Annotated in this window: 22 protein-coding genes; 13 read left to right on the top strand and 9 right to left on the bottom strand. The window is 58.5% G+C overall.

Annotated elements, in window-relative coordinates; genetic code table 11:
- Positions 1-278 precede the first annotated feature (278 nt).
- Positions 279-1,133 carry an NAD(+)/NADH kinase gene (locus LJE94_10470; GenBank protein ID MCG6910531.1) on the bottom strand — a complete coding sequence of 285 codons (855 nt, stop codon included), beginning with the start codon at positions 1,131-1,133 and terminating at the stop codon, positions 279-281.
- Between the two features lie 224 nt (positions 1,134-1,357).
- Here LJE94_10470 and LJE94_10465 point away from each other — a divergent pair, with 224 nt between their 5' ends.
- From LJE94_10465 to LJE94_10415, 11 genes are all read left to right on the top strand, one after another.
- Positions 1,358-2,488 carry a branched-chain amino acid ABC transporter substrate-binding protein gene (locus LJE94_10465; GenBank protein MCG6910530.1) on the top strand — a complete coding sequence of 377 codons (1,131 nt, stop codon included), beginning with the start codon at positions 1,358-1,360 and terminating at the stop codon, positions 2,486-2,488.
- 131 nt (positions 2,489-2,619) lie between these two features.
- A complete protein-coding gene (locus tag LJE94_10460) occupies positions 2,620-3,522 on the top strand; it encodes a branched-chain amino acid ABC transporter permease LivH (GenBank protein ID MCG6910529.1) in 903 nt (300 codons plus the stop codon).
- Positions 3,523-3,585: 63 nt separating this feature from the next.
- The gene (locus tag LJE94_10455) at positions 3,586-4,797 is read left to right on the top strand and encodes a branched-chain amino acid ABC transporter permease (GenBank protein MCG6910528.1); all 1,212 of its coding nucleotides are present in this window, start codon (positions 3,586-3,588) and stop codon (positions 4,795-4,797) included.
- Position 4,798: 1 nt separating this feature from the next.
- The gene (locus tag LJE94_10450; protein MCG6910527.1) at positions 4,799-5,587 is read left to right on the top strand and encodes an ABC transporter ATP-binding protein; all 789 of its coding nucleotides are present in this window, start codon (positions 4,799-4,801) and stop codon (positions 5,585-5,587) included.
- Positions 5,580-6,287 (top strand): ABC transporter ATP-binding protein, encoded by a 708-nt coding sequence (locus tag LJE94_10445; protein ID MCG6910526.1) that lies wholly within the window; start codon positions 5,580-5,582, stop codon positions 6,285-6,287. The genes LJE94_10450 and LJE94_10445 overlap by 8 nt, the downstream gene beginning before the upstream one ends.
- 153 nt (positions 6,288-6,440) lie before the next feature.
- Positions 6,441-7,550: a hypothetical protein gene (locus tag LJE94_10440; GenBank protein MCG6910525.1), complete on the top strand. Its 1,110-nt coding sequence runs from the start codon at positions 6,441-6,443 to the stop codon at positions 7,548-7,550.
- Between the two features lie 202 nt (positions 7,551-7,752).
- Positions 7,753-10,539 carry a YdbH domain-containing protein gene (locus LJE94_10435; GenBank protein ID MCG6910524.1) on the top strand — a complete coding sequence of 929 codons (2,787 nt, stop codon included), beginning with the start codon at positions 7,753-7,755 and terminating at the stop codon, positions 10,537-10,539.
- 10 nt (positions 10,540-10,549) lie between these two features.
- On the top strand, positions 10,550-10,771 hold the full coding sequence (locus tag LJE94_10430) for a hypothetical protein (GenBank protein MCG6910523.1): 222 nt from the start codon (positions 10,550-10,552) through the stop codon (positions 10,769-10,771).
- A gap of 25 nt (positions 10,772-10,796) precedes the next feature.
- Positions 10,797-11,177: a YdbL family protein gene (locus LJE94_10425; protein ID MCG6910522.1), complete on the top strand. Its 381-nt coding sequence runs from the start codon at positions 10,797-10,799 to the stop codon at positions 11,175-11,177.
- Between the two features lie 10 nt (positions 11,178-11,187).
- The gene (locus LJE94_10420) at positions 11,188-11,355 is read left to right on the top strand and encodes a hypothetical protein (protein MCG6910521.1); all 168 of its coding nucleotides are present in this window, start codon (positions 11,188-11,190) and stop codon (positions 11,353-11,355) included.
- Positions 11,356-11,389: 34 nt separating this feature from the next.
- Positions 11,390-12,517, top strand: a complete 1,128-nt coding sequence (locus LJE94_10415; GenBank protein MCG6910520.1) for an AI-2E family transporter — start codon at positions 11,390-11,392, stop codon at positions 12,515-12,517.
- A gap of 31 nt (positions 12,518-12,548) precedes the next feature.
- Here the strand turns inward: LJE94_10415 and LJE94_10410 are convergent, their stop codons facing one another.
- A complete protein-coding gene (locus LJE94_10410; GenBank protein MCG6910519.1) occupies positions 12,549-13,313 on the bottom strand; it encodes a crotonase/enoyl-CoA hydratase family protein in 765 nt (254 codons plus the stop codon).
- Between the two features lie 315 nt (positions 13,314-13,628).
- Here LJE94_10410 and LJE94_10405 point away from each other — a divergent pair, with 315 nt between their 5' ends.
- Positions 13,629-15,302, top strand: a complete 1,674-nt coding sequence (locus tag LJE94_10405; GenBank protein ID MCG6910518.1) for a cation:proton antiporter — start codon at positions 13,629-13,631, stop codon at positions 15,300-15,302.
- 15 nt (positions 15,303-15,317) lie between these two features.
- Here LJE94_10405 and sixA read toward each other — a convergent pair whose 3' ends face one another.
- Positions 15,318-15,779, bottom strand: a complete 462-nt coding sequence (gene sixA, locus LJE94_10400; GenBank protein MCG6910517.1) for a phosphohistidine phosphatase SixA — start codon at positions 15,777-15,779, stop codon at positions 15,318-15,320.
- A gap of 49 nt (positions 15,780-15,828) precedes the next feature.
- Positions 15,829-16,530 carry a molybdopterin-dependent oxidoreductase gene (locus LJE94_10395; protein ID MCG6910516.1) on the bottom strand — a complete coding sequence of 234 codons (702 nt, stop codon included), beginning with the start codon at positions 16,528-16,530 and terminating at the stop codon, positions 15,829-15,831.
- A 176-nt stretch (positions 16,531-16,706) separates the two neighbouring features.
- Here LJE94_10395 and LJE94_10390 point away from each other — a divergent pair, with 176 nt between their 5' ends.
- Positions 16,707-16,931 carry a hypothetical protein gene (locus tag LJE94_10390; protein ID MCG6910515.1) on the top strand — a complete coding sequence of 75 codons (225 nt, stop codon included), beginning with the start codon at positions 16,707-16,709 and terminating at the stop codon, positions 16,929-16,931.
- A 119-nt stretch (positions 16,932-17,050) separates the two neighbouring features.
- On the opposite strand, the gene LJE94_10385 is transcribed toward LJE94_10390, so the two are convergent.
- From LJE94_10385 to LJE94_10365, 5 genes are all read right to left on the bottom strand, one after another.
- On the bottom strand, positions 17,051-18,106 hold the full coding sequence (locus LJE94_10385; protein ID MCG6910514.1) for an alkene reductase: 1,056 nt from the start codon (positions 18,104-18,106) through the stop codon (positions 17,051-17,053).
- 242 nt (positions 18,107-18,348) lie between these two features.
- A complete protein-coding gene (locus tag LJE94_10380) occupies positions 18,349-19,383 on the bottom strand; it encodes a hypothetical protein (GenBank protein MCG6910513.1) in 1,035 nt (344 codons plus the stop codon).
- Positions 19,384-19,386: 3 nt separating this feature from the next.
- A complete protein-coding gene (locus tag LJE94_10375) occupies positions 19,387-20,118 on the bottom strand; it encodes an MBL fold metallo-hydrolase (protein MCG6910512.1) in 732 nt (243 codons plus the stop codon).
- Between the two features lie 5 nt (positions 20,119-20,123).
- Entirely contained in the window at positions 20,124-21,119 is a 996-nt protein-coding gene (locus LJE94_10370) for an MBL fold metallo-hydrolase (GenBank protein ID MCG6910511.1), read from the bottom strand.
- A complete protein-coding gene (locus LJE94_10365; protein MCG6910510.1) occupies positions 21,091-21,582 on the bottom strand; it encodes a peptidylprolyl isomerase in 492 nt (163 codons plus the stop codon). Before LJE94_10365 ends, LJE94_10370 begins: the two co-directional genes overlap by 29 nt.
- Between the last annotated feature and the right edge of the window lie 317 nt (positions 21,583-21,899).

Here is a 21,899-nt window from a genome sequence, read left to right as displayed (position 1 = left end):
GGTCAGGTCAGGGGACGTGGAGTTGGCCGCAAATCCGTGTGTCGGGGTACTGGCGTAACGGCGTATTGGGGTATTGGAGTGCTGGGGGTATGGCGTGTTGGCGTGATGATATATTGGAGGAGCGTGCGGTCAGCAATTAACCATTAGTTGTCATTTTTTCGATTTTGAGTCGCCTGTCTTCACTCTATTGAAAAATGAACATCGAACATCCAACGTCGAATATGGTTGAATCGCTCCTGCCCCATGCTTCAGGCATCCGACCTCTGACTTCTGGATTCTCAAACCCTTCCCCCCGACCACCTGAGCTTGGTCTTGAGCACATCGTAATAGGTGTGTTCCGGCAGGATGATCATGTGCACGGGCTGGTCGTCCTTGCGGACGATGATGGTGTCGCGTTCGTCGATTTCGATGCCGGCTTGACCGTCGAAGGTCAGCAGGATGTCCGAGGCCCCCTTGGCCAGTTTGAGCCTGATGCACACATCATCGGGTACGATCAACGGCCGGTTGGTCAGGGTAAACGGGCAGATGGGGGCCAGCAAGATGCTGTCCACCGCCGGGTGCACCACCGGACCGCCGGCGGCAAGGGAATATGCCGTCGAACCCGTGGGGGTGGAGATGATCAGGCCGTCGGCCCGGTATTCGGTGAGGAACTGGTCGTCGATGTACGTCTTGACGTGGGCCAGGCGGGCCAGGGCCCCCCGGTTGATGACCGCATCGTTGAGAATCGTCTGCCGGGTGATTTCGTTTTCCTCCCGCAGGACCCTGACCAGCAGCCGCATGCGCGGCAGCGTGGTGAACGTTTCTGCCAGCACGGCTTCGGCCGCCCGGGTCAGGTTACTCTCGGTGGTGTCCGCCAGAAATCCGACTTCGCCGAATTTAACGCCCAATACAGGGATGCGGTTGGCGCCGATCCAGCGCACGGCGCTCAGGAAGGTCCCGTCACCGCCGAGGACGAACACGCAGCTTAAGTCCGACGGGGCAGAGGGGCGGGGCTCGCCGGTTTTCTCGAGGCCGGGTGAAGGGAGATCCCTGCGGACCACCTCGACTGATCTTTCTGCAAGCCAGGCGGCAAAAATGTCCGCCCGTTTACGCACGACCACATCCGGTTTGACAACCAATCCGATTTTTTTCAATTTTTCAGCGTCTCCTGATATGTGGATGTTGCTTTTCGATCTGAATACTGTTTATAATGCCCACTGCCAAACAGCAACAGCTAAGTTGCAACGGTTTTAAGAGAAATCGGCCCATGAGGGCGCGGCAACCAGGTTTTGGCTTGACTCGGAACCGTCATGGGTCTATTAAGTATTGGTTTGCCGGAGACTTATTATCACCAAACGCGTATAGGAGGATTTTAATGATGAAAAGAAATTGCGGAAAAATATTGATCGTTGCGGTTGCGACCCTTTTTCTCACGCTCAGCCTGTCCGGTCTCGGTCTTGCTGCGGACACCATCAAACTGGGGGTTGGCAGCGTGCTCAGCGGGGACCTGGCTTCCTACGGCATCCCCACCGTCAAAGCCGCCGAACTGGTTGTGAAGGATATCAACGCCAAGGGCGGCGTTCTGGGCAAACAGGTGGAACTGGTTGTCGAGGACGATCAATGCAAGCCCGAGGTAGCCACCAACACCGCCACCAAACTGGTGGGCGAGGGCGTCACCGTCGTCCTGGGCCACATCTGCAGCGGGGCCACCAAAGCCGCCCTGGGGATTTACAAGGCATCCAACATCATCGCCATGTCCCCTTCGGCCACCAACCCGGCGTTGACCCAGAGCGGCGACTACCCCAACTTCTACCGCACCATCGCATCCGACGATGCCCAGGCCAAACTGGAGGTGGATTTCGCCCTCGATATTCTGGGCGTCAAAAAGATCGCCGTGCTGCACGACAAGGGCGACTACGGCAAGGGCCTGGCCGAATTCGCCAAAAAATTTATCGAAGAAGATCCCCGGTCTGAGGTTGTTTTCTACGAGGGCATCACCGTCGGCGCCATGGACTACTCCGCCGTGGTCCAGAAAATCAAGCGCAGCGGCGCGGATGCGCTTATTTTCGGCGGGTACCATCCTGAAGCTTCCAAGATCGTTTCCCAGATGCGCAAGAAAAAGATGAAGATTCCGTTCATTTCCGATGACGGGGTCAAGGACGATACGTTCATCAAGGTCGCCGGCAGGTATGCCGAGGGCGTTTACGCCACCGGTCCCATGGATGTGTCCTCCAACCCCATGGCCATCGCCGCCAACGAGGAGCACAAGGCCGCCTACGGGGAAGATCCCGGTGCTTTTTTCCTGAACGGCTATGCCGCGGCCCTGGCCCTGCTCCACGGCATCGAAAATGCGGGCTCCACGGATTACGACGCCATTTCCAAAGCCCTCAAGACCCAGTACGTCGACACCCCCTTAGGAAAGATCAAGTTTGACGAAAAAGGGGATGCCATCGGCGTGGGCTTTGCCATGTACCGCGTACAGAACGGCGCCTATGTCGAATTGAAGTAGTCAAGCCCATTGCGAAACAGTCGGGGGACAGGCCGATGGGGGCCTGGCCCCTGACTTTTTCTGACCCAGCCATCCGCATGCCGTGCCCGTGGCGGCCGGGCATGTGGAACGATCTTTTTTTAGGTTGACGCATGGAATATTTTGCAGAACTCTTTCTGGGGGGATTGACGCGGGGCAGCATCTACGCCCTGATCGCCCTGGGCTACACCATGGTCTACGGCATCATCGAGCTGATCAATTTCGCCCATGGCGAAATTTACATGATCGGCGCCTTCACCGCCCTGATCGTGGCCGGCATCCTTTCCATGCTCGGGTGGAATCCGATTGTCATTCTGATTCTATCCTCGGTGATTGCGGTGATCTATTCCGCCTCTTACGGTTGGACCATCGAGAAAATGGCCTACAAGCCCCTGCGCAGGGCGCCCCGGCTTTCGGCGTTGATCAGCGCCATCGGCATGTCCATGTTTCTGCAGTACTACGTGCTCCTGGCCCAGACATCCAATTTTCTGCCCTTTCCGGCCCTGATCCCCGACTTCAAATTTTTGGAACCCGTCGAACACATCGTCCGTTCCACCGAGATCGTCATCTACATCACCACGGCCGTCGTCATGGTCCTTCTGACCTTCCTGATCAAGTTCACCCGCATCGGGAAGGCCATGCGGGCCACGGCCCAGGACCGGGACATGGCCATGCTGGTGGGCATCGACATCAACAGGGTGATCTCCTTCACCTTCATCGTCGGTTCGGGAACGGCGGCCCTGGGCGGCGTCCTGATCGCATCCCACACCGGGCAGATCAACTATTACATCGGGTTCATCGCCGGCATCAAGGCTTTCGTGGCCGCGGTTTTAGGCGGTATCGGCAGCATGCCGGGCGCGGTTCTGGGGAGCATCGTTCTGGGCATGTCGGAGAGCTTCTTCACCGGGTACATTTCCAGCGACTACGAGGATGTTTTCGCCTTTCTCTTCCTGGTCTTCACCCTGATTTTCCGGCCGGCGGGTATCCTGGGGAGGAGTGACACGGACAAAGTGTAACCTCGCTTCGCGATGTTACGGAACGCGGCTTGGCCGCTATACGCATTAGTTATGTTGTGAGCGATGTTTAGTCTTAGTGAGATAAAGAAATCGTTGCTGGTTTCCCTGTGGTTCATGTTTTTGACCTTTCCCATCATGGTCATCAAGGTGAACACCATTGAAAAAACCATCGAGTGGCGCTGGTGGCGCATCCTCATGGTGGGGGGGGGCACGTTTGTGCTCTCGTTTGTGTGGCGGTTTTTCATCAGGCGCAAGGAGGCCGGCGTCAAGAAAGCCGATATCGGCGAAGACCGGCAGTCGATGGTTCAGCGCATCACGCAAAACAGGAAAATCTATCTGCCGGCGCTGGCAGCCCTTGCCATTTTCGTGGTGATCTTCCCCTTCGCGTTCTCCATGTACCAGACCAACATCATGACCACGGCCCTGATCTACGTGGTGGTGGGATTGGGCCTCAACATCGTGGTCGGCCTGGCCGGCCTCCTTGACCTGGGGTACGTGGCCTTCTACCTGGTGGGCGCCTACACCTACGCGCTTTTAAACCTGCACTTCGGCCTGGGGTTCTGGACGGTGCTGCCCATCGGCGCGTTGTTCGCAGGCATTTTCGGCGTCGTTCTGGGGTTTCCGGTATTGCGGCTGCGCGGCGACTACCTGGCCATCGTGACCCTGGGGTTCGGCGAAATCATCCGCCTGATCATGGAGAACTGGAACGAGTTTTCATACGGTCCCAGCGGTATCGCCAACATCCCCCGGCCCGGGTTCTTCGGTATGGAGCTGTCCCTGCAGCAGAACATCATTTACATCTATTTCCTGATGGTGGGTATGGCCATATTCACCATCTTCGTGGTGCGGCGCCTGCAGGACTCGCGACTGGGCAGGGCCTGGATAGCCCTGCGCGAGGACGAGGTGGCCTGCCAGGCCATGGGTATCGACAAGTGGAAAACCAAGCTGAGCGCCTTCGGCCTGGGAGCCACGTGGGCCGGCCTGGGGGGGGTCATGTTCGCCGCCAAAACGACCTTCATCAACCCGGCCAGTTTCACCATCTGGGAGTCGATCATCATCCTCTGCATCGTGGTGCTGGGCGGCATGGGCTCCATCCTGGGTGTGATCTGCGGCGCCATGGTTCTGATCCTGCTGCCGGAATACCTGCGGGCCTTTTCCGAATACCGCATGCTGATGTTCGGCGCCATTCTGGTGATCATGATGGTGTTCAGGCCCGAGGGCATTATCAGCAACGTCCGCCGAACCTATAAGTTCGAGAAAAACAGGCAAACATAGCATGGAACCGATTCTCCAAGTAAAAGAGCTGACCAAGGATTTCGGGGGCCTGCGCGCCCTGGACAGCCTGGATCTCGAGGTGCAGGAGAACCAGATCGTCGCCCTGATCGGCCCCAACGGCGCCGGCAAGACCACCTTTTTCAACTGCATTACCGGCATCTACAAACCCACCAGGGGTGAGATGCTGATCGCTCCGAAAGGCAAAAAAAAGAAGAAACTCAACGGGCTCAAACCCAATCATGTGACCGAACAGGGCCTGGCACGCACCTTTCAGAACATCCGGCTCTTCCAGAACATGACCGTGCTGGAAAACGTCATGATCGGGCGCCACTGCCGCATGCATGCCGGTATTCCCGGGGCGATCTTCCGCAACCCGAGAACCCGGAAGGAAGAGGAGCAGGTGTTGGTGGACAGCTACGCGATGCTCGAGAAAATCGGGCTGGAGCAATACGTGAACGAGTATGCCAAGAACCTGCCCTACGGCGCCCAGCGGCGCCTCGAGATTGCACGGGCCATGGCCACCGAGCCCTTCATCCTGCTGCTGGACGAACCCGCCGCCGGTATGAACGCCAGGGAAACCAGGGAGCTGGACGATCTCATCATCCAGATTCGCGACCGGGAAAAGATATCCATTCTGCTGATCGAACATGACATGAAGCTGGTGATGAGCCTGTCCGATATGATCTACGTGGTGGACTATGGTAAAAAAATAGCCGAGGGTACGCCCAAAGAGATCAAGAGCAACCCAGACGTTATCAAGGCCTATCTGGGAGAAGACGTGGATGCTTGAAGTCAGGGACATCAGAACGTATTACGGTAATATCCAGGCCCTGAAAGGGGTCGATATAAAGATATCCGAAGGAGAGATCATCACCCTGATCGGCGCCAACGGCGCCGGTAAAACCACCACCCTCATGTCCATATCCGGTGTCGTGCCACCACGCAGCGGGGAGATCCTTTTCATGGGGCAGCCCATCGGCGGGTTGTCGCCCAACGAGATCGTCGCGCTGGGCATCTGCCAGGTACCGGAAGGGCGCCGCATTTTTCCCTACCTGACGGTCAGCGAAAACCTCGACATGGGCGCTTTCCTGAGAACCGACACCGCCGAGATCAAGAGGGACATGGAATACATCTTCGAGCTGTTTCCGATTCTCGCTCAAAGGCGCGGCCAGGCCGGCGGCACGCTCAGCGGCGGCGAGCAGCAGATGCTGGCCGTGGGCCGGGCGCTGATGGCCAGACCGCGCCTGATGCTGCTCGATGAACCATCCCTGGGGCTGGCGCCCCTGGTGGTCAAACAGATTTTTGAAATCATCGAAAAGATCAACACGGAAAACAACACCACCATTTTTCTGGTGGAACAGAATGCCAACCTGGCGCTGAAAGTGGCGCACAGGGGATATGTGATGGAGAACGGCAAGATCATTCTGTCCGACACCAGTCAAAACCTGATGGTCGACGAAGAGGTCAAAAAGGCCTACCTCGGTATGTAAAAAACAAAATTCCCTGAATTTTTTCTTTGAAAAAAATTCAGGGAATTTTGTTTTTTGATGCTTATGATCGTACCAACCAAATTACCTATACATCTTCTGATACTTATCTGTCTGTTGCTGTGTCTGTCGTTGGCTGCCGGTGCGGAAGAAGCATTGGAAACAACCGACGCCGACGATACCGCTGCCACCGGAAAAACCGTGGTGGAAGCCGGTTCCGCAGGTGCCTCCGGCGAAGCGCACACAAGCGGCCTGGGTGTTACCCCCTTTCCGGTGATTTATTATACCCCCGAAACCAGCCTGGCCCTGGGTGGTGGTGCCGTGTTCACCTTGAGGGATGGAGACGAGCGGGTCGAATCGCGGCCGGACAACCTGCAGCTGATGGCGGCCTACACCCTCGAGAACCAGTTTTTCTTGAGGCTGGCCCCGGAGAAATATTTCAATGAACAGCGCGGCAGGCTTTTCATGAACGTGGCCTACCTGAATTGGCCCACCAGCTTTTTCGGCATCGGGAATGGATCGGGAATTGGGCCGGATCAGATCGATGACCTGGAGGAAACCTACACCGACGAGTATATCACGGTGCAGCCCTGGTTAACTCATACGGTTATCGGTGGTCTCCGTGCGGGCGTGACCCTCGATTGGAAAAACACCCGCATTGCAGATGAGAAATCCGGCGGCGTGATCGATCGGGGTGACCTTGTCGGCACCCGGGGTGGAATCCAATCGGGTGTCGGGCCGGTGGTCGAATGGGACACCCGCGACAACCTGTTTTTTCCTTCGGAGGGGAGCTGGTACAAGGTCTGGGCATGGATCTATCGGGAATGGATGGGCAGTGAGTTCGATTACGACTGCTACGCTTTGGATTTCAGACACTACCGCCCTGTGTTCGAGGACGGTGTTTTGGCCCTGCAGGCATCCATGGTCCTGACCAGTGGTGAGGTGCCTTTCTATGAATATCCCACCCCCCCGATGCGCGGGCTTTACGAAAATGTTTTCAAGGATAAAAACGCGGCGGCCATCAGGGCGGAGTACCGTTTCCCAATCAATTTTTTTGCCAATGGGCGTTGGGGTGGGGCCGTGTTCGGTGCCGTTGGGGACGCGTTTCCGGACGCGGCCACCATGGAGGATTTCGATCCCAAGGTTGCCGGGGGCGCGGGTTTGCGTTTCACTCTCAACAAAACGGAGAAAATCAACGTCCGCCTGGACATCGGCATCAGCCGCTACGGTTTTTTCCCCTACGTCATGTTGAATGAAGCCTTCTAAAATCCGCGCATGTCGTCGTGAAAGAAACGACATGCGCGGATTGTAAAGGGAAGGATTTCATAATAGAATGGAACCATCATCAATCCGGCGGGGCACCCGGACAGCCATGCAGAATGGTAATATTATGCCGCCTTGAAAATATCAGGGACGGCCAGGCACGCCATTCGGAACGTTTTTCTGGTAACCACTCTAAAACACCGATATGACTTTCAGGAAGATATCCTTAACACTCTTCGTCACCGGCTTCATCCTGTTTTTGGGGCTGGCGGGCCTGTGGCTGCTTCTGCCCGGCTTGCTGGAGAACAGGATCCTGCCGGAGCTGGCCCTGAAGAACGGCATCGGCTGGCGCCAGGGATGCATCCACCACATCGGGCTGACGGGCTTCGATGCCGGAGCGGTGGTCATCGGCCGCGATGATGAAGCCGGGCTGGTCGTGGATGCGATCCACGTGGACTACACCCCGTGGGGCCTGTACAAAAAACGTATCGATGGCATCACCATCAGCGGGTTGAGCCTGAACGTGTCGATCGACGATAACGGCGTCGCCGTCAGAGGCATCGAATTCGCCAAAGCGCCGGCGTCATCGGAGCGTTTGCCGTTGGAATCGTCGGCAGCATCGACCGCACCGACCGTCGATCTGCGAAACATCAGGCTCGGCCATGCAACCTTGAATCTCGAGTGGCGCGGCCGAAAGTGGCAAATCCCCTTCGACCTGACGGCCAGGCTCGAACCCGCCGGGAGGGTGGACGCCATGCTGACCCTCCGCCCCTGCGGCGAAAAGGTGATGGTTTCGGCCCGGTGGCGCCTTGAAGATGCCCGGGGGGACGTCTCCCTGAGAGGGCAGTCGCTTTCCCTGCAGAAAATGGCGACCCTGGCCGGGGCTGTTACCCATGCCCTTGCTCCGGACCTGAAGGCTGCCGGGATGGTCGATATCCGGGCTGGTGCGACCGTACGACTGGATCCTCTGGCGGTGGAAGGACTCGTTTTCAGCCTGGCGTCAGACGACCTGAATGTGCATTTAAAGGGCATCGATTTTGCTGCCGCCGCGGCTGCGGGGCAGGCGGACAAAGCCCTGTACGTGAATGTGCAGCAAACCGACGACGATCGGTTCGATATAAAGGCCGGCAACCTGACAGTGCCGTCGCCGGTAGCCTTCATCGTGGAAAGCCTGAGCGGCGACGTTGTCGTGCAGCCCCATGTTGCGGATATGTCCCTGCAGGCCGTTACGCGGCTGCCCGCATCCACCCGGTCGGCCGGGCATTCCGTTTTACCCAATAAAGAGCTGCTTCTGACCACCGCTATCTCCGGGCGCTATGCGGCCGGCGGTGACTGGCGCCTTGCCGTTTCCGATATTCCGGCGGCCGGTGCCCGTACCCCCACGCCCCTGGCACTGACCTGGGGAAATGTCAGGGTAGATACCGGTGTTCCGTCGTACCAGGTGCGCGTGCGGGGAACCGGGGGTCGTGTAAGGGGCACCGGTGCCCTGTCGGTGAGCGGGATTGCGGCCGGCGTCGCCGGGGGAACCGTCAGGGCCGGCAAGCTGGTGCTGAAAGGTGAGGTCGCCGCCCAAAACCCCGGCGGGTTGTTGTCGCCCGACGCATCCGTCAATATCCAGGTATCCGGCATCGATGCCGTCGCAGGGGAGGCTGGAACGGCTTCAACGGTGCGGGTCGTCATCCCGGAAATTCGCGGCCGGGCGGAGATGCACGGCCGCAAGGGATCGGCGCCGATCTTCACAGGATGTGTGGACCTGGCGGAATCCAGCCTGGCGGCGCCGGCGTTTTCGGTCATACTGTCAGGCATCACGGCACGGATACCCTGGGAGTGGCCGGTTCAAAGGGCCGCCACCAAAGGATTGATTTCCGTGGCCCGCATGCAGTGGAAGCATCTCGACATGGGATCCCTCGGCATGACCGTGGGGCAACAGCGCGAGGGCCTCGTTATCGAGGGGCATCATCTCAATAAGCAGCTGCCGGAGCTGTCGCTGGATTTTTCCGCCGGGCTGCGGTTTCCGGCCGGCGGGCCCCTCCGGGCCCAGGCGTCGGCCTCCCTGTCGCGGCCGGCGACCGCAGCGGAAATCGATCTGGGGCGTTTTGTGGAAGGCGCGGCCGGCATCCATGTAAAAGGCGCTCTGCACGGTGAGTTCGAAGGCGCCTACGCCGCCGAAGGAATGCATGCATCCGCCTGCGCCGGGATGGACGGGGCCGCCATCCGCATCCCCGACAGGGATCTGGCCGTGGAGAACCTGAATACGGAGGTGTGCTTTCCGGATTTACCGCACGTGACCACCGGACCCAGCCAGGTCCTGACATTCGACCGGGCCACGATGGGAAACTTCAACATCGAAAACGGCCGCTTCCATTTTCAAATGGAGCCCCACCGGACCCTTTTTGTGGAAAAGGGCCGCTTGGGATGGTGCGGGGGCCAGATTCGCCTGCAGCCCATGCGCATTACACCGGGCATCGACGCATATGATTTGCGCCTGGACTGCGACCGCCTGAACCTGGCCGCCATCCTGGAACAGCTGGCCGTCGCCGATGCCAGGGGCGACGGTACGGTGAACGGCAGCATCCCGGTATCGATCGAGCGGGGGCGCATCCATTTTCAGGACGGTTTTTTGTATTCCACACCCGGCGACGGCGGCAGAATCAGCCTGCACGGCACCGACGCCCTGATGGCGGGCATTCCCAAGGGAACACGGCAGTATTTTCAGGTGGATCTGGCCCGCGAAGCGCTCAAGGATTTCGACTACGAATGGGCCAAGCTCAGACTGGTGAGCGAGAAAGAGACCCTGCGCATGCGCTTGCAATTCAATGGAAAACCCGGTAGGATTTTGCCGTTCGAGTACGATGAAACCTTCGGCGGATTCGCACGGGTGGGGGCGGACAGCCGGGGTTCGGAATTCCAGGGAATCTCCCTGGATGTCAATTTCAAGGTGCCCTTGAACGATCTTTTGGCGTACAGGAACCTTCTGGAACTATTGAGGTGAGGAGAAAAAAATGATTCGGCGAGGTCTGGCGATAGTTGGTGTGATTCTATTGATAGGGGGCTATGGGTGCACCCGGCACGAAATCAAATCCGAGAGCAAGGTGGAGGTGGCGCCCATCAAGGTGGAGCCCATTCACATCACCATCGACCTTAACATCAAGATCGACAAGGAGCTGGATGACTTTTTCAGCGACCTGGACGAAGAGGCGGCGGAAACCCAGGTGGATGAATAATTACAGCCAGACAGGAGATGACAACATGAAGCGCAAGCATATCCTTATCCAGATGTTGATTCTGGCAGCGGTTGTGGGCATCGTCGCAACCGCGGCCTGGGGCGGGGCCAGGGAAATCAAGGCCCGCATGGCTGCAAGGCTGCCCGCGATTATCGAACTCAAACAAAAGGGAATTGTCGGCGAGAACAACCAGGGATTGCTCGAATTTGTCGGTAGCGTTCAGGAAAAGGCGGATGTCGTCGCGGAGGAGAACAAGGACCGACAGGCCGTCTACAAAGCGATCGCCAAGAAAACCGGTTCCAGCGCCCTTGTCGTTGGGCAGCGCCGGGCCAAGCAGATCGCGGAAAAGGCCGACAAGGGGGAGTGGATCCAGGACGAAAGCGGCAAGTGGACGCAAAAAATGTAGGGGAAGCACCGTGAGCAACTGTGAAAAATGTAAACTCCGGGCGAAATACGACGGCGCACCCCGTTCCCTCCTGGGGCGCATATGGAAATGGCACATCGGCTGGTGTCCGGGGTGGAAGTCCTACCTGAATTCACTGAGCCGGGAAGAACGTGAACAGTTGAGGAAGAAATACGGCTGAACCACGTCAAAGGAATCTCAAACCGGGGGAAGCAATGAAAAAGGATACGGTCAGCAAAATCGTTTTGCTGATGCTGGTGGTGTTCATCTCGGCGCTGTTTTTTGCCATGATCCGCAGTTTCCTGATGGCCGTTTTTCTTGCCGGGATCTTCGCGGCCCTGGCCCACCCCCTTTACAGCCGCATCACCAAAGGGTTTGGCGGCAGGCGCGCCCCGGCTTCCGGGGTGACCATTCTCGTTATTTTGTTGGTGATTTTGCTGCCTCTGGTCGGCCTGTTCGGCATCGTCACCAACCAGGCGATCAAGGTTGGCGGCAGCGTAAAGCCCTGGATCGAAAAGCAGATGACCGAACCCGATGCCCTGGTAGCCAGGCTGCAGGGCCTTCCCTATGCGGAAAACGTGATGGCGCACCGCGAGGTGATCCTCAAAAAGGCCGGTGAGGCCGTCGGCCGGATCAGCAGCTTTTTTATCAATCATCTGTCCGCCTTTACTTTCGGGACCGTCAATTTTGTGTTCATGCTTTTTGTGCTGCTGTACGCCATGTTTTTTCTGCTCATGGACGGCGACAAACTGCTTTACAGGATTCTCTACTACCTGCCACTGGAAGACCAAGACGAGCGCCGCATTCTGGAAAAGTTCACCTCTGTTTCCCGGGCGACCCTCAAGGGAACGGCGGTCATAGGCATCCTGCAGGGGGGGCTGTCCGGCATCGCCTTTGCGGTGGTGGGGATTCCCAGTGCCCTGTTTTGGGGTACGATCATGACCGTGCTGTCGATCATTCCCGGCATAGGAACCGCCCTGATCTGGATTCCCGCGGCGATCATTCTGGCCGCCAGCGGTGCGGTTTACAAGGCGGCGGGTCTGGCGCTGTTTTGCGCCATCGTGGTGGGTAGTTTGGACAACATCCTGCGGCCGGCCCTGGTGGGCAGGGACACCCAGATGCACGAGCTGATGATTTTTTTCAGCACCATGGGCGGTATCTTCATGTTCGGGGTCCCCGGCATCATCATCGGCCCCATCATCGCGGCGCTGTTCATTACCATCTGGGACATTTACGGCCTGGCCTTCAGGGATGTTCTCCCCGATGTCCGCTCGCTGAAACCGGAATCGGTCGAAAAAGTCCCGGGGGAGGACGGTGCCTCTTCGGATGAGGATGGAAGCTAACCCAGCGCTAAACCGAAAATAATAATATCTACTATTCGAACGATCCGTGCCTGCCTTCGCCGCCGGCAAAACGCGAGGCCCCCTTGAGCGTTTCGCCGGATTCCACGGTGCCCATGCCCAGTTCGAATTCGCGGGCCATGGCCTGGTCAAATGGCAGGGAGGCACCTTCGTAGGCCGAACGCCGGTCGGAAAGCACACAGTTCCAGGGAAAGGCGGCGATTTTCGCAGCCAGCGCTTCGGCCGCTTCCCTGGCCTTGCCCCTGGGAACCACCCGGTTGGCCAGCCCCATGGCCATGGCTTCCTGCGCTTCAACCGGTCGTCCGGTGAGAATCAGGTCCATGGCCCGGGACATGCCGATCAGTCGCGGGAGACGGACCGTTCCGCCATCGATGAGGGGAACGCCCCAGCGCCGGCAGAAAACGCCGAAAACGGCATCCGCTTCCATGACGCGCAGATCACAAAGCAGGGCCAGTTCGAGTCCGCCGGCCACGGCATATCCGGCCACGGCGGCGATGACCGGCTTGGAAAGACGCATGCGGCTGGGCCCCATGGGGCCGTCACCGTCGGGCGCCAGACGGGGGATGCGGCCCTCGGTCAACCCCTTCAAATCCGCTCCGGCGCAGAAGGTGCCGCCCGCTCCGGTCAGCACGGCCACGCGGGCTTTTTGATCGCTTTCGAAGTCCCGAAAGGCGTCGGCCAGAGCCCGGGACGTATCCCTGTCCACGGCATTTTTCACCTCGGGGCGATTGATGATGATGGTGGTTATCGCCCCGGTCTTTTCACTGAGGATGAGCATGTTGTCCTCCTTTTTGAATGATGTTATGGATGACATCCGACGGTCAACGGTGACCCCCAACGTTGCAACCTTGGGATGGACGTTGTCCGGTATATATACCCATTGCCATAAGTATGTTCCGATTGAAACTCGAAATAGAGGCCGTCCCTGATATTTTCAGGACGTTTTTCTGTCAACCACGCTAGTTCCGAACGCGGTAGGTGCAACACGTAGCGCATTTGCCATATAGCTGTTCCGTTTCACAACTGGAGCGGAAGGTGGCGGTTTATTTTTCAAAGCACCATATCATCAATAACTTCAGAAAGGATGCGGTGCATGGACATTTGGAATCTGATCATGGAGATCGTTTTGCTGTTGGGCGTGGCTTTCCTGTTCGGGGTCGTTGCCCAGCGCCTCAAACAGAGTGCCATCGTCGGTTACCTGCTCTCCGGGGCGGTCCTGGGGCCCATTCTGTTCAACAAGGCCGCGGTGCAGCAAGTAGCCGAACTGGGTGTGGCTCTGCTGCTGTTTTCCATCGGGCTCGAGTTTTCCTTCGGCCGCATCAAACGCATGGGCGCCCGGGCCTTTTTCATCGGCATGCTCCAGATCGCAGCGACCCTGGGCGTGTTCACCCTTATTTTCGTGCTGCTCGGCCCCCTGCCGCAGGCCCTGGCCATGGGAGCCATCATCGCCTTGAGTTCCACCGCCATCGTGTTGCGGGTGCTGGTGGACCGCATGGCCATCGATTCCGTCCACGGCCGCAACGCCCTGGCCGTTTTGTTGACCCAGGACATGGCCGTGGTGCCGCTGGTGCTTTTAGTGTCCATACTGGGGACGGGCGGTGGACTGGGGCACGTCGCCGCTCACATCGCCAAAACAGTGGCCGCCGCGGGGGGGCTGGCCGTGGTCTTTTTCCTGCTGTTTTACCTGTTCATTCCCAGGGTTCTCATGACGGGAAACCTTTTTGCCAACCGTGAACTGGTGGTTCTCATGGCCATTGCCGCGGCCGTCGGCTCGGCCTGGGCGGCCCATGCCGTCGGTCTGTCCCCGGCGCTGGGGGCTTTTATCGCCGGCATGCTCCTGGCCGAATCTCCATTTGCCACTCAAATCCGTTCCGACATCGGTTCGTTGCGTGTCCTTTTCGTCACCCTTTTCTTTACTTCCATCGGCATGCTGGCCAACCCGTCCTGGCTTTTGGCGCATGTGGCCCAGGCGCTGTTCTGGCTCGCGGTCGTGTTTGCCCTGAAGACGGCAATCATTTTTGTCATTTGCATGGGGTTTCGCATGGGGCGCCTGTTTTCGCTGGCAACCGGCATCACCCTGGCCCAGATCGGGGAATTTTCATTTGTCCTGGCCACGGTGGCTTTTCGGGGCGGTTCGTTGACCCGGGACAATTTCGACATGATTGTCACCGTCACCATCCTGTCCATGTTCCTGGCGCCCTACATGGCCGCGTATGCCCTGCCTCTTTCAGAAAAGGCCATGTCGATTCTGAAGCATCGTCCCACCTTCAGCGTTCCGGGCATCGTCAAAGATCAAGAGGCGGATGCGGCCCCCGACATTTTCATCATCGGCTTCGGCCCCGCCGGCCAGAGGGTGGCGGATGTGTTGCTGGAAGATTGCATCTCACCGAAGGTGGTCGAACTGAACCCCCGAACCGCCGCTCTGGCGCGCAACAGGGGGCTTGCGGTGCAAATGGCGGATGCCACCAACAGCGATGTCATCAACCACATCGGCATCCAGGGCGCCTGTCTGGTGGCCGTGACCGTGCCGGATCCCAGGTCGGCCAGGGAGATCATCCACAATTTAAGAACCTTCTTGCCGGAATCTAGAATCGTGGTCCGCAGCCGTTACCACGTGGCCAGCCAGAGCCTGAAGGAGGCCGGGGCCGATGCCGTGGTGGACGAAGAATATGCCATCGGGGACAAATTGGCCGAGGCGGTTATCGCGACCGTCCGCGAAACCAACCGGGAGGCCCTGGGGTGTGCCCTGGCCGGGGAACGCCCCTAGAGGTGCATCCCGGTATCAGGTTACCGCGGGCATCAGGGCCCACTTGGCGGCGGGGGCTTCCATGTGGGCGAACCGATCGAGGCACAGGATGCCGCCGTTCTGCAGTTTGAAAACCACGGGCTCCAAACGCCCGGTGATCAGGAAGGACGCCAGGCGTTCCAGGAAGGGCAGGTGGCCCACCACCATGGTATTGGCCGAAAAATCGACCCCGGCGGCAAAAGCGGCCACGTCGTCCATGGGCTTGATGCCGGCGATCTCCTCGATGCCGGAGGGCGGTTCGAGCACGGCGGCTATGAGTTCTGCGGTTTGCCGGGCCCGCTTTTTGGTGCTGTGCAGGATTCGTTCCACCTCGACACCGTAATTCCGGGCAACCCCGGCGATGCGTTTAACCTCCTCGATGCCCTCGGGCGCAAGACCCTGCTCCGGGTCCTGATCCTTGGGCATACTCAGACCGTGCTGCACGATGTAAAATGCCATAACTCCTCCTGGGTCCCACAAGCCCTCGACTTTAGCCGAAGGTGACTACTTAGCCGTCGTCAAACCGTTCCTCTTTCCACGGATCGGCACTGTTGCTGTACCCCCGGGTTTCGTAGTACCCGGGTTCGTCCTCGATGGTGAATTTGATGCGCCGGACCCACTTGACGCTTTTGTAGAAATAGCGGTCAGGCACGAGGGCCCGCAAAGGCGCGCCGTGGGCCGGGGGCAGCGGTTGGCCTGAAAACCCGTGGGCCAGCAGGACGTTGCCCTTGTGAACGTCGGCAATGGGAATGCTGCTGGAGTAGTCGCCGGGAGCCTCGAAAACGACATAACCGGCTTGCCTGTCGACGTTGGCCGCTTCCATGATGGTTTGCAGGGAAACCCCCTGCCATCGGGAATCCAGCAGCGTCCATCCGGTAACGCAGTGCACGTCGCACGTTTGCGAAGCCTGCGGCAGTTTCAACAGGTCCGCAAAGGTCAGGGTCGTCGGCTTCTTCACCGCACCCGTAATGACGAGGCGCCACTCCGGCGTCCGGCCGGCGCCCGGCACGCCGCCCATGTCGGACAGGGCTTTCACGGCATGCTGGCCGGGCGGAATTCGCGGACGTCCATCCGGCCTCAGTTCTGCGGCCAGGGCCCGATTGTCGGCGGCCGTCAGCTTGACGAACACGCCCGGCAGCCCGATGGCGACCATGCTTCCGCCGGCCGCCGCCATGAATGTCCGGCGGGTCATTTTGGTTGGTGGTTTCATATCGTCCCCCTTTAGTCCCGGGCGCCGCCGTCTCCCCCGGCAATGGATTCTGCCGCCGCGGCTTTTCTGCTTGCCGACGTTCGGCTTTGATATTAATGTAAGCCCGATTTCAAGACTTGCAATAACCACCTCGCGAGGCTGACGGCGACAGCCGGGCCAACCGGGAAGGAAAAAGCATGGAAACCTACATTCGCATCGCGGCCCTGGAAAGCATCCTCGAGGCTCAGCTCGTGGAGGCAATTCTGAAAGAAAGGGGGATCCCCCACAGAATCAGATCCTTCCACGACACCGCCTACGATGGGTTGTTTCAGTTTCAGAAAGGCTGGGGAGAACTCTACGGACCCGCTTCCTCGAAGGAAGCGATACGCGAGATCCTGGACATGGTCAGGCAGGAAAACTGATCAAGACGTTCACCTTAGGCAAGAGCAAGGGGATGCTTCACCTCTTTCCATGATCAAGCCGTCTCCATGGAACAGGGACACCCGCCGGCCTCGGTTTTTTATGGCCGCTGCGGCAGCCTTCAGGCTTCCAGCGTCGGGTAGTCGGTGTATCCATTGGGACCGCCGCCATAGAAAGTGCTAGTGTCGGGTGCGTTCAAGCGCGCCCGCTTTTGAAAACGCTCAGGGAGATCCGGGTTGGCGATGTAGGCTTTGCCGAAAGCCACGGCATCGGCTGTGCCTTCATGCAGCAAGCGGGTGGCACTTTCCCGGGTGAACTGTTCGTTGGCGATGAGGCTGCCGCCGAAGGCCTTTTTCAACGCAGGCGTCAGGGCAGGAGCCTTGAAGTGCTCACGGGTGAAGATGAAGGCTATACCGCGTTTGCCCAGTTCCCCGGCGACATGGCCGAAGGTTGCCGGCGGGTTGTCGTCGCCCATGTCGTGGGCGTCGCACCGGGGGGCCAGGTGTACGCCTACACGACCGGGACCCCATACGGACACGGCCGCATCGGTTACTTCCAAAAGCAGACGTGCACGGTTTTCGATGCTCCCACCGTAATCATCCGTGCGTCGATTGGTCGTGCTCTGCAGGAACTGGTCCAGCAGGTAGCCGTTGGCGCCGTGTATCTCGACGCCGTCGAAACCGGCTTTCAGGGCGTTTTCGGCTCCCCGTCGATAGGCGGCGACGATGCCGGGGATCTCCCTGGTTTCCAGGGCACGGGGCGCGGGGTAGGCTCTCTTGGGCCGCAGCAGGCTGACGTGCCCTTTTGCGGCAATGGCGCTGGGAGCCACCGGCATTTCGCCGTCGAGATAGCTCGGATCGGAAATGCGGCCCACGTGCCACAACTGCAGGAGAATCCGGCCCCCGACGGCATGCACGGCGCGGGTAACCTGTTTCCAGCCCCCGGTCTGTTCATCCGACCAGATGCCGGGCGTGTCGGGGTATCCCACCCCCATGGGCGTAACCGATGTGGCCTCACTGATGATCATACCCGCGCTGGACCGCTGGGTGTAGTATTCGGACATCAGCGCATTGGGTACCCTGCCCCTGCCGGCCCGACAACGGGTCAGCGGCGACATGACGATACGGTTGGGTAAAGACAATTCCCCCAGTTGCACGGGATCGAACAGGGTAGGCATACATTCTCCTTTAGTGGTGGACAATATCATGAGTTATTGTGTTCATTGCGTTAGTTGCGTTTATTGTATTCGTTGTGTTTGTTGCGTTACACTCGCTATAGTGCTTGTCAGATAAACGTTCCGTATGCCCTAATCCCGCCACCTTCCAATCCGATCTTGAAAGGAAACATATATATGGCAAATGCTCTAGCCCAAAGATGCCTTTGTTGCCGCCTTGAAAATGCCAGGGACGGCCAAGGGCGCTAAACGGCATCATTCTCACGCGGTTTTGCAAGAGCCGCGGCAACGGCATCCAACCTGGCCTGCATCTCCGGCGGCGGGTTTCCATCGGCCGTGGCCACCTTTTTGAGGGCCGCCAGAAACCTGCGGGTTTGCCCCATGGTGTAGGTTCCTTCGACGCGGCATTCGCCGGGAGGCCTTTTCGCAACCAGGGCGCGGAGCACATCGACCCGCACCGCGTCGTTGAGGTGGGCGTGGTTCAGCACGTGGTCCATCACCGTTGCATAGGCTTTTGCCGAAGTGTCCGGGGGCGTGCGTGCCAGGTCCACCATGGCAAAGGCTAGATCCCTTTCAAAAACAGCGTCGCGGGTGTTGATTTCCCGCCGGCCGTACACGGCCATGGCTTCCTCGCCCACAATGGTGACGATCCAGGTCAGCAGGTAGCGGAAGGTAATCTCGCGAGTCGAGGTGTAGGCCAGCCTACGGCCCCAGTACCAGGGGTTTATGGCGTTGTAGGCCAACCAGGCGTGGTTGCCCAGGGAGTATAGGGTTTTGTACTTTTTGATCCATTCCAGCTTGTTTTTCACTTTCGAGTCATAGAAGGCCTTGCCGGCCAGGATTTTCTCGATGCTGACGTCCTTGACCGCTTTCAGGGGGAACTCCTGGATTTTGGTGGTGAGCCGGCTGACGATCCGCTCGTCCAGCTTCAAAAGGTCTGCCAGAGAGGCGCTTAAAACCGGATTTGCGGTGTCCGGGTAATAGATGGCGGCAATGTCCCGGGTGAGGTCGGCCGCCATGGCGTAGACCTTTTTGGGGGCAATGGACGTTTTCAGGGAAAAGGTGCGGTTGATGCGGCTCAATTTTTTTTCGATCAGGTCGCAGGCCTGCTGATCCGTTGCCGAGGGGTGCTGGGCCTTGAGGGCGGCAATGCGGCGCAGCGGGTCTTCACGTTGGGGCCACATGTCCTGGGGCGCTTTTTCACGGCGACGGCGCAGGAGGGTCAGCGCGGCCAGGAGCACGCAACCGGAAATGATCAGTATGACAATCGTTGCGTCCACAAGTTATCTCATTTTTCGCACGCGGACCTCTATGCTCCGGTCGTCCCGGAGCAGGGTAACCAGCCTCTGGGGGTCTGTTTCCCCGTAGTGATAAGGGTAAAGCACCTTCGGCTTGAAGCCCATGGCCGCGTCGGCAACCATTTCGGGGGTCATGGTGTAGGGCAGATTCATGGGCAAAAAGGCGTAGTCGATCTGCTCCAGGGTCTTCATTTCCGGGATGTTTTCCGTGTCACCGGCAATGTACAACCGCGTTTCGCCAAAGGTCAGCACGTAACCGTTCCCCACCCCCTTGGGATGAAACGGCTGGCCGTTCTCCCGCTTGTGCACGAGGTTGTAGGCCGGGACCGCTTCGACCTTGATGCCGTTCACCACTCTGACATCGCCGTTCTGCATGACGATCCCGTCGGTCTTCAGCATTTCCCGGCAGCGGGCGGTAAAAACCATGACGCTGTCTTTGGTGCGCACGTGTTTCAGGGCGGCTTCATCCAGATGGTCCCGGTGGTCGTGGGTGAGAAATATAATGTCCGCCTTGGGCAGGGCGGCATAATCGGCCAGGCGGCTGAACGGGTCTACGTGGATCACCATTCCCTGATAGGTCATCATCAGGGTTCCGTGACCGATGAAGGTTATGTCAAGATTACCTCCGGATGTCTGGATGACATCCCTTTCGAACGGCTCCTGGGCCATGGCGGGAACAGCGAACAGCATCAAAAGCGCCGGTATGACGAAAAACATTTTTTTCATTTTCTTGCTCCTGGTATGGGTTGGCGGATGTTGTCTTCGTGAGAAAATTGGATCGGCCGTGACAGATATGCGGCAAGACATTTCACCCTGGCGTGAATATTCAGCAGATAGGCCTGTTCGGGCTGTTTGGGGTCGGGGCGCTGATCGTACTCTTCGGCCTTGACCCGTTCCACCACCTTTTCCACCCGGCCGTGCTCTTCGTTTAAAAGGGCTTCTACGCGCTGCCTGAACGCCATCGCGGAGGGAATGGAACGCCCGATAGCCGTTCTGGCGTCTTTTCCGGTAAAGACCTGATGGTGGCACTGACACAGAATATCCACATCCAGCGCGGCGAGGCGTTCGATGGATTGGATATAATGATCGAAGTCCACCAGAAACTCCGTCGAGAAAAAACCCGTGGGGGACACGCAGCCCATGGCTTCGCCGGCCACCAGCAGCTTTTTTTCGGGAATGTAAAAACTGAGCGAATCCCAGGTGTGCCCCGGTGTTTCGAACACCTGTACCGTCAACCCGCCCGGAAGGTCGATGCAATCCCCGTCCGCGAGGATCATGTCCACGGCAAATGGTTGAAAGGGCACCCTCGAGGGAATCCCGGGTTCCTCTTTTTCCATCCAGCCCAGCGTTGCCTCGTTGAGGCGTGCAATCGTATGCCGGGCGTTCGTCCGGCCGATGATATCGGCGGCGGAGCGGGAGGCCGCGATTTTTAACCCGGGCCATGCCTGCTGAAAAAATCCGGCGGCGCCGCAATGGTCGAAATGCATGTGGGTGAGAAAAAGAATCCGCGGCCGGCTTTTTCCCAGCATCTTCCCAACCTCCTGCACGTAAAGCGGTCCCAGGCAGGAGATCCCCGCTTCGAAGAGCACCGGCTTTGGCCCGCGAAGCAAGTGCGTGGGGAAATGGTTGCTTCCGAGAACGTGGAAAAAATCCGTCAGCCGGCCCGTGTCCGTAAAAATCATCGCCGACTCAGCAGCTGCACCCCGAACTGCAGTCACATCCGGCCCCGCAAGCCTGGGTCTGGCTGGGGGTGTCGCTGATGCCCACCACTTCGATTTCGAAGGTAAGCGTCTCCCCGGCAAGCGGGTGATTGAGGTCGAAGGTCAGGTTGGCATCGTCCATTTTCACCAGCCGGGCGGGTAGCTGATGGCCCTCGGGGGTGGAAAAGGTGACCGTTTCACCCACTTTGGGGTCCACGCCATCCGGCAGTTCCAACCTGGGGAATTCGTGTACGTGATTTTCGTCCCGAAGACCGTAGGCGTCTTCCGGTTGGATGGTGAATTTTTTCTTTTCGTTCAGGGCCATGCCCTGAACGGCATCCTCGAACCCCTGGATCAGCTGGCCGGACCCGGTCTGAAACTCGAGGGGGTTGCTGGTTCCACAGGAATCGAACACCTGGCCGTCATCCAGGGTTCCGGTGTAGGTCACACTCACGAATTTACCACTTTCAACTGTTTGCATCGGCATCTCCTTCCATTGGAAACAGGCAGGTACGTTACGCGACCATATCGATGTTCACGTGTAAGAGAATACCGATAACCGGTGGTGATACTTGTTTCCGTTGGTTATGCTATCAATGAGTTCCCATCCCTGATTGTATGGAGATTAACATACAGCTTAATTCGGACAAGTCAAGACCGGCCGCAAGCCGTAGCGGAAAGGCCGTAATGTATTTCTTGATTCCTTTCTATTTCAATTTTTCCACCAATTCAGTATAAAAAGGGATGCTGTATATCGATGGATGAATGAAAAATAGAATGTTTTTATAAAAACGCTCA

It is taken from the genome of Deltaproteobacteria bacterium (genome assembly GCA_022340465.1).
Taxonomy (GTDB): Bacteria; Desulfobacterota; Desulfobacteria; order Desulfobacterales; family B30-G6; genus JAJDNW01.
The sequence above is the reverse complement of the archived record's forward strand: the minus strand, read 5'-3'. Positions and strand labels throughout refer to the sequence as shown.

Coding starts and splice junctions, on each gene's coding strand:
- LJE94_10465 (MCG6910530.1), top strand. CDS start 1,358: ATGAAAAGAAATTGCGGAAAAATATTGATCGTTGCGGTTGCGACCCTT.
- LJE94_10460 (MCG6910529.1), top strand. CDS start 2,620: ATGGAATATTTTGCAGAACTCTTTCTGGGGGGATTGACGCGGGGCAGC.
- LJE94_10455 (MCG6910528.1), top strand. CDS start 3,586: ATGTTTAGTCTTAGTGAGATAAAGAAATCGTTGCTGGTTTCCCTGTGG.
- LJE94_10450 (MCG6910527.1), top strand. CDS start 4,799: ATGGAACCGATTCTCCAAGTAAAAGAGCTGACCAAGGATTTCGGGGGC.
- LJE94_10445 (MCG6910526.1), top strand. CDS start 5,580: ATGCTTGAAGTCAGGGACATCAGAACGTATTACGGTAATATCCAGGCC.
- LJE94_10435 (MCG6910524.1), top strand. CDS start 7,753: ATGACTTTCAGGAAGATATCCTTAACACTCTTCGTCACCGGCTTCATC.
- LJE94_10430 (MCG6910523.1), top strand. CDS start 10,550: ATGATTCGGCGAGGTCTGGCGATAGTTGGTGTGATTCTATTGATAGGG.
- LJE94_10425 (MCG6910522.1), top strand. CDS start 10,797: ATGAAGCGCAAGCATATCCTTATCCAGATGTTGATTCTGGCAGCGGTT.
- LJE94_10415 (MCG6910520.1), top strand. CDS start 11,390: ATGAAAAAGGATACGGTCAGCAAAATCGTTTTGCTGATGCTGGTGGTG.
- LJE94_10410 (MCG6910519.1), bottom strand. CDS start 13,313: ATGCTCATCCTCAGTGAAAAGACCGGGGCGATAACCACCATCATCATC.
- LJE94_10405 (MCG6910518.1), top strand. CDS start 13,629: ATGGACATTTGGAATCTGATCATGGAGATCGTTTTGCTGTTGGGCGTG.
- sixA (MCG6910517.1), bottom strand. CDS start 15,779: ATGGCATTTTACATCGTGCAGCACGGTCTGAGTATGCCCAAGGATCAG.
- LJE94_10395 (MCG6910516.1), bottom strand. CDS start 16,530: ATGAAACCACCAACCAAAATGACCCGCCGGACATTCATGGCGGCGGCC.
- LJE94_10390 (MCG6910515.1), top strand. CDS start 16,707: ATGGAAACCTACATTCGCATCGCGGCCCTGGAAAGCATCCTCGAGGCT.
- LJE94_10385 (MCG6910514.1), bottom strand. CDS start 18,106: ATGCCTACCCTGTTCGATCCCGTGCAACTGGGGGAATTGTCTTTACCC.
- LJE94_10375 (MCG6910512.1), bottom strand. CDS start 20,118: ATGTTTTTCGTCATACCGGCGCTTTTGATGCTGTTCGCTGTTCCCGCC.
- LJE94_10365 (MCG6910510.1), bottom strand. CDS start 21,582: ATGCAAACAGTTGAAAGTGGTAAATTCGTGAGTGTGACCTACACCGGA.